Raw genomic sequence first — 13,221 nt, 5'->3', positions numbered from 1 at the left:
CGCGGACGCCCCGGACCGCGCATCGCGGTCCGGGGCAGGCAGGGTGCGGTTCATGACGTGCTCGACGGTCAGGATCGCAGGTGGTCGATGACGGCGCGGGCGGCCAGACCGATGGCACGGTCGGCGCGTGGCTGCCGGTCGGCGGGGGAGGAGGTCCGCAGGAAGACGCCCACCGCGTACCGCTTGCCATCGGGATACCGGACGACGCCCGCCTCGTTGCGGACGGTGAAATCCGTGCCCGTCTTGCCCGCCAGCCGCACGTCGCTTTCCGGGAAACCGGCGGCGAGCCGGTGCTGCCACACCTGTTGGCTCATGATGCTTCTCACCTCGGCACACGCCTGCGCCGGGCCCGCCTCGTCCCGCCAGAGGGCGGCCAGCAGCGCGGTCACCTCCCGTGGAGTGCTGGACGGACTGCGCTCGGGGTCGCCGGCGCCGAGGGTCATCAGCCGCTCCGCGGGGACGTCGCCGAGCTGGTCGTCGATGGAGCGGTCGGGGTCGAGCCCGAGTTCGCGGCGGATGTCGTCGTCCAGGGCGCGGCAGGAGGACACACCGAACCCTTCGAACCCCAGCTCGTCCAGGGTCTTGCGCACCCGGTCGAGCCCGACGACGTCCAGCAGCAGGTCGGTCGCCGCGTTGTCGCTGATCGTCATCATCATGAACGCCAGGTCCCGGACACTCATCTCGACGTTGTGGGCGCATCCGTCGGTGCCGCTGCCGCCCGCCCGGTAGGCGGCCGTCACCGTGTGCCGTGCGGCCCGGTCCAGTTGTCCGTCGGCCGCCTGGCGGGCGTACTCCAGACAGATGGGGATCTTGAACACAGAGGCGAGGACGACCCGGGCGTCGGCGCCGTGACCGAACTCATCGCCGGTGTCGATGTCACGGGCGTGGACGAAGCCGTCGACCCCGGCTTGCTCGAAGAGGGACGAGAGCAGGGTGCGGACCTGCTCCTCGCCGGTCGGGTGGGCGGCTGTGGGCATGACGTCTCCTCACAAGGTGGTGTCGGGCCGGTCTCGGCGCAGGTGGTCGACCGCGGCTCGGGCAGCGCATCCGATCGCGGCGTCGGCGGCGGGGTTACGGCCGTTCAGCGCGGGGAGGCGGAGGAAGACCGCCACGGCGTAGCGGCTCCCGTCGGGGTACTCGGCCACGCCGGCCTCGTTGAGCACGCCCCACAGGGCGCCGTTCTTCGCCGCGACCTTCACGTCGGTGTCGAAGCCGGCGACGAGGCGGTGCGTGGACAACTGATGACTCATCAGCTCCCGCACCTCCGCGCACGCCTGCGCCGGGCCGGCCGCGCCGCGCCAGATCGCGGTGAGCAGGGAGGTGATCTCGCGCGGGGTACTGGAGGCGGAGCGCATGGGGTCGAGCATGGCCAGGCCGCGCAGCTGCTCCTCGCCGGTCTTCTCCAGCTGGGCGTCGATGTCGCCGTCCGGGTCGAGGCCCAGCTCCTCCCAGACCGGGTCCCACAGGTCGCGGTAGCGGCCCACCGGCAGACGCGGGCAGCCGAGTTCGGCGGCGAGGGCACGGACCTGATCGACGCCGAGGATCTCCATGAGTTTGTCGGTGGCCGCGTTGTCACTCATGGACAGCATGAAGAACGCCAGATCGCGCGTGCTCATCGTGACGTCGTGCAGGCAGCTGTCGGTGCCGATACCGCCGCCCTCACGGTTCACCGAGGTGATCGTGTGCCGTGCCGCCCGGTCGAGTTGCCCTGCCGCCGCCTGGCGGGCATAGGCGAGCGCGACCGGGATCTTACGGATCGACGCCACGATGACGGGATCGTCGGCCCGGAAGGCCACCTCGCGGCCGGTGTCGATGTCACGGGCGTGGAGGAAGCCCTCGACGCCCGCCTCCGCGAAGATCGCCTGCAGGGCGGCTGCCGCCTCGTCGTCGGCGGACAGTGGTTCCATGGGACTCCGATCGTGGTCCGCTCAGCGGACCTTGGGGGTGGCACGGCCGCTGTAGTGCAGGTAGGAACGGCCGTCAGGACGGTTTTCGAACACCACGGCGTCCCACATCGCCTCGCTGTCGCGGCGGCCGACGAAGGTGGTGGCGTCCACAGCGGTGAGCTCCAGCGTCCGCGGCTGCGCCAGCCCGACGAGGATGCCGGTGGGTTCCGTACGCAGCCGAAGCCGGCCCTCGTGGGAGGTCACGTCGATGCGGCTGCCCGCGCGCTCGTACACGCCGGTGAAGGCTTCGACGTCCGCCGCCACGGGCTCGGAGGGCGGAGCGAGGGGCTCCGGCACCTTGACATCGTGCAGTTCGCGCAACAGCTCGCTGATGAGGCGGTGCTGGAACTCGACGCTGTGGCCGCCGTTGACCAGCACGGTGATGACGGTCTCCAGGCCCGGCAGCACCCACAGGGCGGCGTGCTGGCCGATGGCGTCCCCGGTGTGGGAGACGACCTCGTGCCCGTCCCACTCGTCCAGGCTCCAGCCGATGCCCCATTGCCGCCCGCCGGCGTACGGGTTGGGCAGGTCGACATGGGCCTGCCGCATCAGCGCCGGGTCGGCGAGGAGGACGCCGGGCGTGAGGTGGGCGCGGCCGAAGGCGACCACGTCCGCGGCCCGGGCGCAGATCAGCCCCGCGGGGCCGATGGACCGTGGCAGCCCCCATGACGGCACCACGGCGCCGTGCTCGTCGTGGCCGACGGCGGCGCTGAAGCGAAGCACGTCCTCCGGCAGCGTCCAGGCGTGCGTCAGCCCCAGGCGTGCGCAGATCTGCTCGCGCACAGCCTGGTCCCACGTCCGGCCGGTGAGCTGTTCGATCACCCGGCCCGCGATGACGAAGCCGGAGTTGCAGTACGAGTGCGAGTCCCCGACCGGGAAGGTCTGTTCCAGGCCGGCGCAGGCTTCCACGTACCGCTGAAGACAGTCGTCGCCGCGGCCGGTGTCCAGGAACAGGTCGCCGTCGATGCCCGACGTGTGCGTGAGCAGATGGCGCAGCGTGATGGCGGCGGTCGCCTCGGCGTCCCCCACCCGGAACCCGGGCAGTACCTCGGCGACGGGCGTGTCGAGCGTGACACGTCCCTGTTCGGCCAGCGACATGACCTGGGTCGCGGTCCAGACCTTGGTGACCGAGCCGATCTGGAAGAGCGAGTCGGTGAGCACAGGGGCACCGGTCGCGGTGTTCAGGACACCGGTGGCGCACTCGTGCGTCTCACCGCCGTACCAGAACGCCAGACTCGCGCCCGGCACCTTCGACTCGGCGGCCAGCGCCTCGAGACGGCTCGCCCAGTGCTTCATATCGGCCTTCACACACGCCTCCGGATGGCTCGGTCCACTTGGCCGCAGCGTAGGCACGGCCGGCCCCGAATGCGTGGTCCGGCGGTACGAACCAGCAGGTCACGGCTTGGACGCGCGGACAACTCGAACGTGCCGCGCGGTTTCTAGGGTGACGTGACCCCACGGCCAAGAGGAGACCGAGATGCCGCTGATCGACCGTGACGACTCCGCGCTGGTGATCATCGATGTGCAGAGCAACTTCTACCCGCCACATCGGCTCGACGTGGACCGGCAGCGGTTCGACGACATGGTGCGGCGCATCGTCTGGATCACCTCGGTGGCCGACCGCCTGGACATTCCGGTCGTGGTGACCGAGGAGGCCCCCGAGGACAGCGGCCACACCGTGCCGCAGATCCGCGAGGCGCTGCCGGCCAAGGCGGTCACCCTGCCCAAGAACGCCTTCTCCGTGTGGGACAACCCCGACATCGCCGCCGCCGTCGAAGCAACCGGCCGCACCACCATGGTCCTGGTCGGCATCGAGACCGACATCTGCGTCGCCCACTCGGCGATCCAGCTGCACCACGCGGGCAAGCGGGTGGTGGTCGTGGACGACGCCGTCTACTCGCCGGGCCAGGCACACGAGCGGGGACTGCGGCGCCTGGCCGGCCGGGGCATCGAGACGCTGTCCACCAAGGAACTTTTCTACGACTGGGTCCGCACCATCGAGGCCGCGGACGCCTTCCACGACACGCACCGCGACCTGACGGCCCCGCCGGGCGTGCGGCTGTGAACCTCACCGGCTGAACCGGTGGGGTCCGTGCCGCGCGCGGACCCCACTCTCAGCCGACTGGACCCGCCGGGTCCGTCACTGAGGGCATGACCCCGATCTCAGCCGACTGGACCCGTCGGGTCCGCTACTTGAGGGCATGACCCCGATCTCAGCCGGCCGGACCCGTGCGGCCCGTTCCTCGAGGGCGGACCCCACCGCTGTCGGCCACGCCCATCAGGCGCAGCTGCACCATCGCGGCGAACCTGGCGGACGGGTCCTGAAGGTCGATCTGCCCCACCTCGGCGACCCGGCGGATCCGGTAGCGGAAGGTGTTGGGGTGGACGAACACGCTCGCCGAGGCGGCGATCACGTCACCGAAGGCGTCCAGCCAGGCCCGGAGCGTTTCGACGAGGTGCGCGTTGTGCTTGGCGTCGTAGGCCGCCAGCCTGGCGAGCGGGCCGGAGAGCTCGTCGCGGTTGGCGATTGCCAGATCCCGCATCTCCAGCAGGAGGGCGTCGACGTACACGTCGGAGATCGAGGCGACACGCTGAGAGGCCTGGCCGCTGAACAGCACGCGCAGCGCGCGATCGGCGTTGGTGCGTGAGCGCGGCAGGGCGGCCGGCTCCTGGGCCACCGATCCGATCCCGATGACGGCGCTCGTCCGCTCACCGGTGCGCTGGAGGAAGTTCGACGCCACCTGAGCGGCGCGTTCCCGGGCCTGGGCCGTGTTGCTCGCCACCGGGAACAGCGCGTAGGCCACGTCGCCCAGCAGGGCCACGGCGGACCGCGGCTGCACAGCGGTGAGATGCACGGCCAGGGCGCCGGCCAGGCGCTGTCGCTCGGCGGTGATGTGGGCGTGGTCCTCATCGTGGTCGGGCGCCAGGCCCATGGCCATGACCAGCGTGGGTTCATCGACGAGTCCCAGACGGCCCAGCGCCTCGACGGCCCCCGCGCCGCCTTCCAGCACGGTCGTGACAAGGCCGGCGCGCAGCCGGTTCTCCGCGTCGGTACCCGCCCGGAAACGCAGCATGTGCAGGGCGACGAGCTTGGCCGCCTCAAGGAACGCCTGTTCCCGCTCGGGGGTGAGCGGCCTGCGCAGCGCCGCCCACACCGAACCGAGGAACTCGTCCCCGGCACGCACGGCGACCGCGACCCGCGGCAGCGCCACCGCATCACCGACCGTCGGCGCGGGGACGTGCACCAGCCCGTCGCTGCGGTACAGCTCTCGAAAGACGCCGTGCTCCTCATGAATGCGCAGGTAGCGCTCCGGTACCTGCCGGGCCAGGATGCTCTCCACGCGTGCGGAATCCGCCTCGTCCTGCCGGCCCGAGAAGGCGAGAACCCTGGAACGCCGGTCCTCGATGGTGACGGGGGCGTCCAGCAGGGTGGCGACCGCGTTCGCCAAGGCGAACAGGTCACCGGACGGAACCCCGCCGAGCGTGTGTGCCTCGGCTTCGCCGATGTCCCCTTCGGAGAGCAGCGTGCGCAGCATCGCCGCCAGCTGTGCCCAGGACGCCCCGCGGGTCAGGGCCAGCAGAGCCACGCCGGTCTCGGCCACGACCGGCCCGAGCTCGTCCGCGTCCTCGACAGGTCCCCGCACCACCAGGGCCGTGGCCTGATGGACCTGGAGACCGCGCAGCAGCGCGGCGATGTCCCCGCCGCTGTGGACGCCCACGCCGAGCACGATCGCGTGCGCCGGATAGTGCTGCTCGTCGTACGGGTCATGGATGCCGACGCCGCCGATTTCCCCCGCCGTCTGCGCATCACCGTGAAGAAGGTCGAGAAGGGTGGAGCCAAGATCCTCGAGCACCCGGCTCAGGCTCCTGGCGGGGTGCGTCGACATGTGCCTGATCATCTCCGCAGGTTAGGACCGGCGAGGTCCCTGCGACTTCGTTCCTCAGAACGAGGATATGCCGACGGCTTCGTCGCTCAGAACGAACTAGGCCCGTCAGGTTTCCAGAGCCGATCGAGAACGGCGTCCACCAGGGCGTCGGTCGAATCCACCAGCGGCAGCACGTGCCCGGCCGCCCTGCTGATCAGCGGGATCTCCGTACACGCGGCGATCACCACCTGCGCGCCTTGTTCCCTGAGGGTCTCGGTGGCCGTGGCGATCCGGTGCTCGGCATCGCTCAGGTCGCCACTCGCTTTCACCGCGAGGATGGCGCTGTCGACGTATTCGTGCTGAACGCGGGACGGGACCTGGATCACCTCGATCCCCAGGACGGCCCCGGCGCGCTCATAGAGTTCCGCCAGACGTGTGCCTCGCGTCGCAAGGATGCCCACTCTCTCCACATGGGGCGTCTGGCCCGCTGCGGTCTGCAGCGCCGCTCTGATCATGTCCAGCACTTCGACACCCGTGGCCTTCGAGACCTGCTCGAGGTAGGCGTGTGCGGTATTGCAGGGCACAGCGACGCAGCTGGCCCCGGCCCGCCGCAGCCAGCGGGCGCCCTGCACCAGCGCCGGCACCGGCGAGGGCCCTTCCCCCAGCAGTGCCGCGGTCCGGTCAGGAACGGCAGGGTCGGCCCACATGAGGACGGGCAGATGCCCCTGGTCGGATCCGGCCGGGGTACGCATGACGAGCCGGCGATAGAAGTCAGCGGTGGCCAGCGGCCCCATGCCGCCGAGGATCCCCAGGGCGGGGCGAACTCGGCTCATCGCCCCACCGCCCCCATGCCGGAGGGGATACCGCATCGCGTGGGTGACCAGCCGGGGCCTGGACGGGAAGGACAGGTGAGTCAAGGACGGCCTCTCAGGAAACCGGAACGATCGCTTGATCCTGGTTCTCGGCCCCGCACGGCAGGTCGTCGTCCGGCCCGAATTCCTCGACCCGAATTGGTACGCGTATCCAGTCGGCTCCTGGTCCATGGCACCGGCACGGAACAGGCCGACGCATCCGGACAGCGGCTGGGTCCAGGCGACAGAGCCGAGGGCTCAAAGCTGTGCAGCCCACCGAACGGGACGGCTGACGGCCGGATCGACTGTGCGTGACACCGGTATCCGGTACTGCTCCGGATCCGGTGCCTGCCTTTGCACTTCCGGGGGCGGCAGCCACACCCTCGATGCGAAAGTCCCCCATGCACACGCACGATCCCGCCCTGACCGGCTTGGTCCTCACGCACGTGCGCGAGCGTCTGATGACGGGCTCATCAGGGACGGCGGAATCGCCCCGGAGGATGTTCTGCGCCTGTACGCCGAGCACCTGGCGCCGACGGCCCTCGCTGCGACAGCCCGCGGTTCCTGTCGTTCATCCCGCCGCCCCCACCCAGGCTGCTGTCCTCGCCAGGGCCGGGGTGCCGTCGGCGCGCCGGCGGCTGCTTCGTCTCCCGCGGCTCGGCCGGAAATCTGTCCGCACTCGTGACCGCCCGCGATACGGCACGCCGCACCCGCGGCCTGGGCGACCGGGAACCGGTCAGGATCGCCCTGTCCGACCAGGCCCACTCCTCCATCCACAACACACTTCGGATCATCGGCGTCGAGCCCTTACAGGTGCCCACAAGAGACCACCGCCTCACAGGGCACAGCCTCCGGGCAGCGCTGTGCGCGGACGTCGACCCCGCCGCCGTCATCGACGTGGTCGCGACCGCCGGCACGACCAACGCCGGATCATCGATGACCTCGACGGCATCGCCCAGGTCGCCCGCGACTTCAACCTGTGGTTCCACGTCGACGGCGCCTACGACGGCGCCGGCCTGCTCGCCCGCAGCGTGCGCCACCGCTACCAAGGCATCGAGCACGCCGACTCCCTCGTCATCGACCCGCACAAGTGGCTCTTCGCCCCGTTCGACTGCGCCGCCCTCCTCTACCGGAACCCCGCACTGGCGAAGGCGGCCCACACGCGGCACGCGTCCTGCCTCGACGCTCTGCACACCGCGAACCTGGACACCACCGCCCCCGGTGGCCGGCTCGTCTCCACATCTTCGTCGCCCTCGCGGAGTTCATCCGCGAACTCACCGTCATCGACACCAACGAGGGCCTGACCGCCGCCCGCGCCCGCGGTCGAGTCGGCGGGCGCCCCAGTGTCGTCCCCGAGGAAGTCATCAAGGCCGCCCGCGACCTGCTGCCCGACCCCGGCCGCTCCATCACCTCGATCGCCTCCTGCACCTCAACTACTCACCCGGAGTCTCCCACTGCCCCCTGGCCACCCCGTCCGCGTCCGGTACGACAGCGCACCAGTCGCCCAGCGCCGCATCGGCCAGCATGAGGGAGAAACCGTCATCCGTGACCTCGGAGAGTGTGTCGGCTCCACCGGGGTAGTTCCGGTGGGCCAGTTCGCCGTGCGGCAGTGGGGCCACGAAAGCGGTGAAGTCGTCTTGCAGCAGCTCCGCTCTGGGGTTCAGCTGCGGCTCGGTGGCCACGCAAACCAGCGAGCGTGGCCGCAGTAGTCGGGCCACTTCGGCTGTGCTCTCCGGCGTCACGCGGAACCATCTGCACCCGTGAGCGCCGTACGCCCAGCGCTCGCAGACCAGGGTCAGGCGCTCGGAGGCCTCCGCCACCCTCGCCCAGAAACCCGCGTCCGCGACGGCGTCGACGGGATCCGAGACCTCTATGGCTTCAGGAGCCGCGTCCCGCCACAGGAACGTCACGCTCTCCCCATGGAGTCTCGCCAGATCAGCGGCCACCGCCGGAGTGGTGTAGAGGTGTACCGCTCCGTCCCATCCCGACTCGATCTGAAGGCTCCCGGGTGCGGCGAGCTGGCAATACGGCCCGCGCCCGGCTGCCATTCCCTCGGCGAGAGCTATCGCTTGCGGCGGCCGGACCTCCGCACCATTGCGCAGGCCGCGGTGCTCTTCGGGAAGGGGCTCGCTCACCAGCAGCCCGTCCACCTCCAGGAGGTCTGCGCCACTCTTCTCCATCGCGGCTCCCAGTACCTCGCGCAGCTCCGCCGCGTACGCACTCCAGGCAGCGGCTTCCGCCAGCTTCTCTCGCACGCGCTCACTGCGGGGGCTGATGATCAGCTCTTTGCTCATTTCGCCAGCCACTTGAGTCCTCGCAGCTCTACGTTCGGCCCGATGCCCAATCGTACGTTTCGTCTCGGGTCGAGCCCTCTCGACGACGGCCGAGCAGCGATGGTGAGTTTCCGTGGCCGCCGCCACCTTGCACCCTGGGTCAGGGATAGGAGACCAGGGCCAGGCAGGTCGGTGCCATCCGCCCAGCACGTCACCACGCGCGAGGCGAACCACCATGACGGCCAGACAACGCAGCACAGCGCCTGCTCGACGGTCTCGGCACGAGGGGTGCCATAGTGTGTGCGCGCCGCCTCCGTCATCTGCGTTCCGATGCGCAGCGACGGGTTGAAGGCCGAGGCTGGCATTCTGGAAGATCAACCTCATTTCCGTCGCCAACTGCCTGCGTCGCTCCTCGGGGGTCGACGACGCGGCGTCCGCGCCGAAGAACCGGTGGGTGCACCAGGTCCCGGGGGGCGCCGTTCGTCAGCAGGTCGGCGATGGCGAGCGCCGTCAGCGACTTGCCGGAGCCGGGCTCACCGACCAGGCCGACCATCTCACCACGCCGCAGGGTGAGGGTGACACCGCGGACGCGCCGGACCAGCCCGTCCGCAGTGGGAAGGACGACCCGCAGATCGTCCACCTCCAGCATGTGGTCCGCTGATGCCGCGCGGTCGGCGCGCTTCGGGTGAGCCACGGGCTCTTCCCCCGGATGCGGCGTAGACGATGGCGATGCCGGGCGCCACGGCGGGCAGCGGTTCGGTGTAGATGCGGTCCAGTCCCTGGCTCAGCAGGAGTCCCCGAGCCGCGATCGCGTGGAGCCTGCAAGAGGGCCGACCGACCGTCGATGCCACCCCCGTGCCGCTCCCGGGCCCGCTGGGACAGCTCGCTGACCTGGGAGTCCGTGATCCGGGGCATCCCCCTCCTTCCATCTGGGACAGACGTCGACGGAGTGGAGCCAGGATCATCCTGATTCCACTCCGTCGTGCGGGCGTGTTACTGGAATTGTGCGAAGAACCTCCAGATCTCTGCCTTGGTCCAGGTGGCGACGCCGCTCTCGTTGGGGGAGCCGTCGACCGGACCGGGGATGTGTCCTCCGTCGAACGCCGCCCACTGGACCGGGTATCCGGCACGGCAGCCCGCGTAGGTGGTGGTGATGTGTGTTCGGCTGCCCGGCGCGGGCTCGCGCGGGTTCTGGGGGGTGCAGCCGTTGTTGCCGACGAATCTGTCGCGCAGGGACCGTCCTTGCGCGATGTCGAGGACGGAGTCGCTGACGCCGTGGATGCCGAAGTAGGCGATGGGCTGGGTGCCACCGCTGCACCCGCTGATCTGGGCGCCGGACATGACCGCGACGGCCCTGAAGACGTTGGCCCGGCTGCACGCGAGTGCGTAGCTCATGCCGCCGCCCCAGCTGAATCCCGTGGCGAAACGCTGTGCCGGGTTGACACAGAGGCCGCCCTCGATGCGCCGGATCATGTCGTCGACGAAGGTGATGTCTTCACCGCCCGAATTGGCCCAGCCGTTGCCGAGACCCTGGGGGGCGACGAGGATCGCGGTGTTGTTCGACTGTTCCTGCTGGCCGTAGTAGGACCAGGCGCTCCCGCTCGTGCCGCCCGAGGCGACGTCGCCGGCGGTTCCGCCCCGCCAGTGGAACGCGAAGATCAGCCGGTAGGGGTGGCTGTTGTCGTAGTTGGCGGGAACCCTGAGGATGAAGCTGCGGCTCTTGCCGCCGCTCTGGATCGTGTGCGTACCGCTCGCCAGAGTCGGAGCGCTGCCGCATCCGCCGCCGCCGGACGACAGTTTGATCATCTGCCATTGCTGGTTGGCGCCGCCCCAGTCGGTGTACTGGACGACGTTGCCGCCGTCGGCGGTGGACGCGCCCTGCACCTCAACCGCCTTGCCGCTGGCGCGGTTGATCAGCCGGACGTGGCCCGCGTCGGAGTCGGCCAGGCGGAACTGCTGGTTTGTCCCGTTGTGGTCGGCCCACTGCTGGATCGCGGCACCGTCCGCGGTCGAGGGGCCGGCCACGTCGAGAACCTTGTCCGAGTGGCGGGCCTTGAGGCGGTAGTAGCCGTCGCCGGAGTCCACGAACTGCCACTGCTGGTTGGTTCCGTCATGGCGTGTCCACTGGCTGACCCGGGCGCCGTCGGCGGTGGACGCGCCAGAGACGTCCAGCGCCTTGCCGCTGTTGCGGTTGACCAGCACGTACCAGGCGTTGGTGTCCACCGTCGCCGCCTCGGCGGGCGCCGGATGCACCGCGGCGAGCATGCCGATCGCGAGGGTCGCCGCCACCACGGCGGCGATCCGGGACCACCAGCGGTGTTTTCGTGGCGGGGCCGGAGGAGCCGCACCTGAGGTCTTCATCGACTCACCCTTTCCTTCGCGGCAGGTCCCATCAGGCGCGGGTCCAGCGCTGGTTGCTGCCGTTCGAGCAGGAGTAGAGCTGGATCAGGGTGCCGTTGGCGGTGCCGGCTCCGACGGCGTCGAGACAGAGGCCGGACTGGACGCCGACGATGGATCCGTCGGAGTTGAGGCGCCACTTCTGGTTGTCGCCGCCCCAGCAGCTGTAGATCTGGACCTTGGTGCCGTTGCCGGTGCCGGCGGCGTCCAGGCACTTGTTGCCGTAGACCCTGAGTTCACCGGCGGCGGTGTACGTCCACTGCTGGTTGGTTGCGTTGTTGCAGTCCCACAGCTGGAGCTGGGTACCGTCGGTGGTAGTGGCGCCGGGCACGTCCAGGCAGCGGCCGGAGCCGACGCCCCTGATCGGTCCGCCATCAGCAGGAGGCGTGGTGGAGCCGCCGTTGAGCGCGTTGAGGACGGCGGTGTAGGCGGGCTTCTTGCTGCCGTCGTTGTTGAACAGCAGCGGCGTGTCACCGGATCGCCAGGAGTCGCTGTCGCGCACGCCCCAGACGGTGATGCCGAGGCAGCGCGAGACGGCCAGGCAGTCGTTGGTCACGCTGGCGTAGGTCGAGGACGAGGCGCCCTGGATGTCGAGCTCGGTGATGGCCACGTCGACGCCGAGGGCGGCGAAGTTCTGGAGGGTGGTGCGGAAGTTACTGTTGTACGGGCTGCCGCTGTTGAAGTGGGACTGGAAGCCGACGCAGTCGATCGGCACGCCGCGCTGCTTGAAGTCCCGGACCATGTTGTACACGCCCTGGGTCTTGGCCCAGGTCCAGTTCTCGATGTTGTAGTCGTTGTAGCAGAGCTTGGCGGCCGGGTCGGCGGCGCGCGCGGTGCGGAAGGCGACCTCGATCCAGTCGTTGCCGGTGCGCTGCAGGTTGGAGTCCCGTCGGCCGCCCGAACCGTCGTCGGCGAAGGCCTCGTTCACGACGTCCCACTGGGCGATCTTGCCCTTGTAGTGGGCCATCACGCCGTTGATGTGGTCGATCATCGCCTGGCGCAGTGTGCTGCCGCTGAGGCTCTGCATCCAGCCGGGCTGCTGGGAGTGCCAGGCCAGCGTGTGGCCGCGCACCCGCTTGCCGTTCTGGACGGCCCAGTTGTAGACGCGGTCGCCGGCGGTGAAGTTGAACTGGCCCCGCTGCGGTTCGGTGGCGTCGATCTTCATCTCGTTCTCGGCCGTCACCATGTTGAACTCACGGCCCGCGATCGTCGTGTACGCCGAATCACCCAGTCTCCCCGAGGCGATGGCGGTGCCGAAGTAGCGGCCGTTCTGCGCCGCCGCGGCGCCGAGCGTGCTCTCAGCTGCATGGGCGGTCGGCGGCGCGACCAGTGCGACGACCGCACCGAGGACGCCGACGAGCAGCGCCAACAGCAGGCCGCGGAACTTCCGGCGGACAACGGGTCTGGCAAGGGCGTACGAGCCCATGACTGTGCCTCCAAGGTAGAAATCACGGAAGGACAGGGGTTGCGTCGTCCGCTCCCACTCGGCAGCCGGACGGGGCGGAACGGAGCCCGGGCCCACGGAACGGAACGGGGTGGCGCAGGTGTGCAGCGGTGCGTGGATCTGCCGTGCGATGTGGTTCGAAATCTCGAACTACGCCCGGTTCTCAGACTGGGATGATTGAGGTGGGGGCGATTGGCCGTCAATACTCTCCACCGAAAAAGTCTCCGATCCTCACTCGAAACTTTCGAACTCGCGGCTGCTGCTGAGGGCTGCGCAGACCTCCCTGACCCCTGGGTCGCGCTAGTCGTCCTCGAGTGTTGCAGTGCAGCGAACCCACGAAATAATTCGACGCCAGTGGCGATACATGCGAGAGGTATTGACGCCGTTCATCGGCTCCCTATCATTCACGTTGCTCGGCACTCCGACGATTGTTCGATACCACGA

General features: G+C 69.7%; 12 protein-coding genes and 1 pseudogene. 4 read left to right on the top strand and 9 right to left on the bottom strand.

Features of this window, described 5'->3' with window-relative positions; all coding sequences use genetic code 11:
- Window positions 1-68: 68 nt before the first annotated feature.
- Genes ACZ4U1_RS00560 through ACZ4U1_RS00550 form a run of 3 tightly spaced genes read right to left on the bottom strand, consistent with a single transcriptional unit; the run spans window position 69 to window position 3,242 of the window.
- Complete coding sequence (locus ACZ4U1_RS00560) at window positions 69-977, bottom strand: serine hydrolase (RefSeq protein WP_467897760.1); 909 nt, start codon at window positions 975-977, stop codon at window positions 69-71.
- Between the two features lie 9 nt (window positions 978-986).
- Window positions 987-1,907, bottom strand: a complete 921-nt coding sequence (locus ACZ4U1_RS00555) for a serine hydrolase (protein WP_467897758.1) — start codon at window positions 1,905-1,907, stop codon at window positions 987-989.
- A gap of 21 nt (window positions 1,908-1,928) precedes the next feature.
- Window positions 1,929-3,242, bottom strand: a complete 1,314-nt coding sequence (locus ACZ4U1_RS00550) for a serine hydrolase (protein ID WP_467897756.1) — start codon at window positions 3,240-3,242, stop codon at window positions 1,929-1,931.
- A 181-nt stretch (window positions 3,243-3,423) separates the two neighbouring features.
- Here ACZ4U1_RS00550 and ACZ4U1_RS00545 point away from each other — a divergent pair, with 181 nt between their 5' ends.
- Window positions 3,424-4,011: an isochorismatase family protein gene (locus ACZ4U1_RS00545; RefSeq protein ID WP_467897753.1), complete on the top strand. Its 588-nt coding sequence runs from the start codon at window positions 3,424-3,426 to the stop codon at window positions 4,009-4,011.
- A 148-nt stretch (window positions 4,012-4,159) separates the two neighbouring features.
- Here ACZ4U1_RS00545 and ACZ4U1_RS00540 read toward each other — a convergent pair whose 3' ends face one another.
- Complete coding sequence (locus ACZ4U1_RS00540) at window positions 4,160-5,833, bottom strand: PucR family transcriptional regulator (protein ID WP_467897751.1); 1,674 nt, start codon at window positions 5,831-5,833, stop codon at window positions 4,160-4,162.
- Window positions 5,834-5,919: 86 nt separating this feature from the next.
- The gene (cuyB, locus tag ACZ4U1_RS00535; protein WP_467897748.1) at window positions 5,920-6,645 is read right to left on the bottom strand and encodes a cysteate racemase; all 726 of its coding nucleotides are present in this window, start codon (window positions 6,643-6,645) and stop codon (window positions 5,920-5,922) included.
- A gap of 699 nt (window positions 6,646-7,344) precedes the next feature.
- On the opposite strand from cuyB, the pseudogene ACZ4U1_RS00530 reads away from it, so the two are divergent.
- A pseudogene (locus tag ACZ4U1_RS00530) lies at window positions 7,345-7,536 on the top strand (aspartate aminotransferase family protein); the annotation flags it as partial.
- Window positions 7,527-7,967: a pyridoxal-dependent decarboxylase gene (locus ACZ4U1_RS00525; RefSeq protein ID WP_467897746.1), complete on the top strand. Its 441-nt coding sequence runs from the start codon at window positions 7,527-7,529 to the stop codon at window positions 7,965-7,967. The pseudogene ACZ4U1_RS00530 and the gene ACZ4U1_RS00525, both read left to right, overlap by 10 nt.
- Window positions 7,968-8,096: 129 nt before the next feature.
- On the opposite strand, the gene ACZ4U1_RS00520 is transcribed toward ACZ4U1_RS00525, so the two are convergent.
- Together ACZ4U1_RS00520 and ACZ4U1_RS00515 are read right to left on the bottom strand one after the other, a co-directional pair.
- A complete protein-coding gene (locus ACZ4U1_RS00520; protein WP_467897743.1) occupies window positions 8,097-8,957 on the bottom strand; it encodes a hypothetical protein in 861 nt (286 codons plus the stop codon).
- Between the two features lie 295 nt (window positions 8,958-9,252).
- Window positions 9,253-9,489: a hypothetical protein gene (locus ACZ4U1_RS00515; protein ID WP_467900001.1), complete on the bottom strand. Its 237-nt coding sequence runs from the start codon at window positions 9,487-9,489 to the stop codon at window positions 9,253-9,255.
- Here ACZ4U1_RS00515 and ACZ4U1_RS00510 point away from each other — a divergent pair.
- Entirely contained in the window at window positions 9,391-9,597 is a 207-nt protein-coding gene (locus ACZ4U1_RS00510; protein ID WP_467900109.1) for a hypothetical protein, read from the top strand. The two genes, ACZ4U1_RS00515 and ACZ4U1_RS00510, sit on opposite strands and share 99 nt — an antisense overlap.
- 332 nt (window positions 9,598-9,929) lie before the next feature.
- Here the strand turns inward: ACZ4U1_RS00510 and ACZ4U1_RS00505 are convergent, their stop codons facing one another.
- A complete protein-coding gene (locus ACZ4U1_RS00505; RefSeq protein ID WP_467899999.1) occupies window positions 9,930-11,228 on the bottom strand; it encodes an RICIN domain-containing protein in 1,299 nt (432 codons plus the stop codon).
- 100 nt (window positions 11,229-11,328) lie between these two features.
- Complete coding sequence (locus ACZ4U1_RS00500; protein WP_467897740.1) at window positions 11,329-12,759, bottom strand: endo-1,4-beta-xylanase; 1,431 nt, start codon at window positions 12,757-12,759, stop codon at window positions 11,329-11,331.
- Window positions 12,760-13,221 lie beyond the last annotated feature (462 nt).

The sequence above is a fragment of the Streptomyces sp. NPDC028928 genome, from assembly GCF_055564915.1.
This window is presented reverse-complemented; position numbering and strand designations above follow the sequence as displayed.